At 63.3% G+C, this 2927-nt stretch carries 4 protein-coding genes and 1 pseudogene; 1 reads left to right on the forward strand and 4 read right to left on the reverse strand.

The features are described 5' to 3' along the window. The 4 genes from AHiyo1_RS27845 to rimP form a co-directional block, all read right to left on the reverse strand. Window positions 1-170 (reverse strand): translation initiation factor IF-2 N-terminal domain-containing protein (locus AHiyo1_RS27845; RefSeq protein ID WP_148667473.1); only part of this gene is annotated, 170 nt, incomplete at its 3' end. A gap of 152 nt (window positions 171-322) precedes the next feature. Beyond that, window positions 323-664 (reverse strand): YlxR family protein, encoded by a 342-nt coding sequence (locus tag AHiyo1_RS05085; protein ID WP_059387822.1) that lies wholly within the window; start codon window positions 662-664, stop codon window positions 323-325. A gap of 223 nt (window positions 665-887) precedes the next feature. Then, window positions 888-1868, reverse strand: coding sequence for a transcription termination factor NusA (gene nusA / locus AHiyo1_RS05090; RefSeq protein ID WP_059387823.1), 981 nt, complete (start codon window positions 1866-1868; stop codon window positions 888-890). Beyond that, window positions 1868-2491 carry a ribosome maturation factor RimP gene (rimP, locus tag AHiyo1_RS05095; protein WP_059387824.1) on the reverse strand — a complete coding sequence of 208 codons (624 nt, stop codon included), beginning with the start codon at window positions 2489-2491 and terminating at the stop codon, window positions 1868-1870. The genes nusA and rimP overlap by 1 nt, the downstream gene beginning before the upstream one ends. Before the next feature lie 166 nt (window positions 2492-2657). Here rimP and AHiyo1_RS24475 point away from each other — a divergent pair. Continuing rightward, window positions 2658-2927: pseudogene (locus AHiyo1_RS24475) on the forward strand (DUF4439 domain-containing protein); the annotation flags it as partial.

Consider the following 2927-nt stretch of genomic DNA (forward strand, 5'->3'; position numbering starts at 1 on the left):
CCTTCGCAGCGCCGGCGCCGGATAGCGTCGCGAAGCTTCTTCACGACCGGTGCCTCAATTGTCGAAGAGGCGGAGCGAACGAATTCGCCCAATTCCTGCAGTTTTGTCACTGCATCTTTGGAAGTAATACCGAGCTCTTTGGCGAGCTCATGTACGCGGACCTTGGCCACATTTCTCCTGTCTCGGTCCGCACCGAGCCAGGCACGAACCGTCTAATTCTTACTGCGGGCCCCTGCCGCGAACGCGGCGGATAGGCCCTGTGCAGAGCGCAACAAAGTTGTCATCGTTGCGCACTCATCGCTGGGAACTCATCGGGTTTCCATCAGTTTTCTGACCCGCTTTCAGGTTTGGACGGTTTTCCTGCTTTCACGTGGGTGTCCGCAGGGGGTATGACTGCCGCCAGGTAGCGTTCGACGGCGGTGACTTCACTTGCGCCCGCGAGGGCCCTAGCGAAAGCACGCCGTTTGCTTGCCAGCGTCAGGCATGTGGTGCTGGGGTGCAGCCACGCACCCCGGCCAGCCATCCGGCGTCGTTCATCCACCAGGACGACGGGTGACCCGCCGCCTTCGGCGACAAGCCGGATCAACTCGCTCCGCTTGCCTTGTTTCCGGCATCCGATGCAGGTGCGCACAGGCTGGTGCCTGGTGTGAAGCAGTTCAGTCACTGGGTGTATCAACCTGCCTCAGTGTCTTTGCCTGTCTTCTGCGGTTCTGCTTGGCTCGGCGCCCACCCTCGACTTGCCGGGATTATTGCCCCACAAGCCGCGAGCACGCCAAAGCGCACGGATACCGGGCATAGGCCCGGTTCCATCCATTCTAAGCCCCCGAGTGCCCGGCCACCGAATCCACAAGGTGCGGGGATCCGGGGCCGGGCACCGTTTGGTCTGTTTAGTTGCCCTTGGCCGGAGTGGCGTCAGAGACGATGTCGATCCGCCAGCCGGTCAGCTTGGCTGCGAGGCGGGCGTTCTGGCCTTCCTTGCCGATGGCGAGGGAGAGCTGGTAGTCGGGAACAACCACGCGGGCCGAACGCGTGGCTTCGTCCGTGATAGTGACGGAATTCACGCGCGACGGCGAAAGGGAGTTGGCGATGAAGGTCGCCGGATCGTCGCTGAAGTCGACGATGTCGATCTTTTCGTCATTGAGTTCGGTCATGACCGCGCGGACGCGGGAACCCATTTCACCAATGCAGGCACCCTTGGCGTTGATGCCCGGGGTGTTGGCTTTGACGGCCATCTTGGTCCGGTGTCCGGCCTCGCGTGCCAATGCCACGATCTCGACGGATCGGTCCGCGATCTCCGGGACCTCCAGTTCGAAAAGCTTCCGGACAAGGCCCGGGTGTGAACGCGACAGCGTGATGGAGGGTCCCTTGGCGCCGCGGTGGACGTCCACCACAAACGCACGCAGGCGGTTGCCGTGGGTGTACTTCTCCCCCGGCACCTGCTCGGGCGGCGGCAACAGTGCTTCCACGGAACCGAGGTTCACCTGGATCATGTGCGGGTTGTTGCCCTGCTGGATCAGGCCGGCGACGAGTTCGCCTTCACGGCCCTTGAATTCGCCGAGGACGTTGTCGTCCTCGACGTCGCGCAGGCGCTGCAGGATGATTTGCCGCGCGGTGCTCGCCGCAATGCGGCCGAATCCGGCAGGAGTGTCCTCGAACTCGCCGATGGCTTCGCCGTCGTCGTCGATTTCCGTGGCCCAAATGGTCACGTGCCCGCTCTTGCGGTCCAGCTCCGCACGGGCCTTTTCGAAGGCGCCCGGCGTCTTGTGGTATGCCACCAGGAGCGCCTGCTCAATGGTGGGAATCAGGAGGTCCAGCGGGATTTCACGCTCACGCTCCAGGAGTCTCAGCGCACTCATGTCAATATCCATTAGGCCTCCTCGGAAGGTCCGTTGTACTCGTCTTCCAGCACGGCCTCGTTGAGGTGGCTGAACTCTATCTCGACTTTTCCTTGGCGGATCCTGTCGAAAGGAATCTTCACGGGTTCGCCCTGCTTGGGCTTCATGCCCTTCTTGACCTCTTGCTCGGGAACCAGCGTGACGCCGTCGTCGTCGACGGACTGGATGCGGCCCGTCAGGTTCTCTCCCTGGATCACGTTGACCTTGACCATGCGTCCGCGGGCCCGGTGCCAGTGGCGGGGCTCCGTGAGGGGGCGCCCGACGCCGGGCGAGGAGACCTCGAGGTCGTAGGGGCGGCCGTCGGTGCGGGGATCGTTGTCCAGGATGTCCGAGAGCGCCCTGGAGATTTCCGCGATGACGTCCAGACTGACGCCGCCGGTTTCCTCCTGGGGCAGGTCGATGACCACGTGGACTACCCGGTGCGAACCGGCAACGTGGATGGCAACATCCTCAAGATAGAGCCGGCTCGCCAGGACGGCAGGCTCCAGAAGGGCCTTCAGCCTGCTCTCCTCGGGGTTGCGGACCTCGTGTTGTGCTGGACTCGTCGGATCCGTTCCAGCCTGGTCTGTTGAAGTCGTGGCTTCCGAATGACTCACTGGCCAGCCGCCTCCCGATAGATGATGTTGTGACTACTAGCTTAACGACATTTGCGGCGGCGTGGTGCACGGGGTCCCTCCGCGGGGACGCAAGTTGCCTGCGGGCGTGACACCATAGTCTGTTGTGAACCACGAGACTGTTGAGAAACCACGGAGCCATCGCTGGATGAGGACCCTCCTGCTGGCCTTCCTCGCAGTCCTCGTCCTCGGAGTCGGCGCCGTGCTTGTCCCGCGGGACGTTGGAAAGCCCCAGGCGGTGCCGTTTTCCGAAACTGCCCGTTCCGAAGCGCTCTCTTCGACCGAGACGCTCCTGGGCAGCGCATCGCTCCTGGAGAGCACCGACACTGTGATGTTGCTGACAAGCCAGGCACAGGCGCTGCTGCAACCTTCCGGCCCGCCGGCGTCGAGCACTCCCACGGCTACCCCCAGCTCCGTG

The sequence above is a fragment of the Arthrobacter sp. Hiyo1 genome (genome assembly GCF_001263615.2).
Taxonomy (GTDB): Bacteria; Actinomycetota; Actinomycetes; order Actinomycetales; family Micrococcaceae; genus Arthrobacter.

What these genes read in the sequence shown, in the direction of transcription:
- nusA (WP_059387823.1), bottom strand. Translation starts at nt 1,868, where the DNA reads ATGGATATTGACATGAGTGCGCTGAGACTCCTGGAGCGTGAGCGTGAA.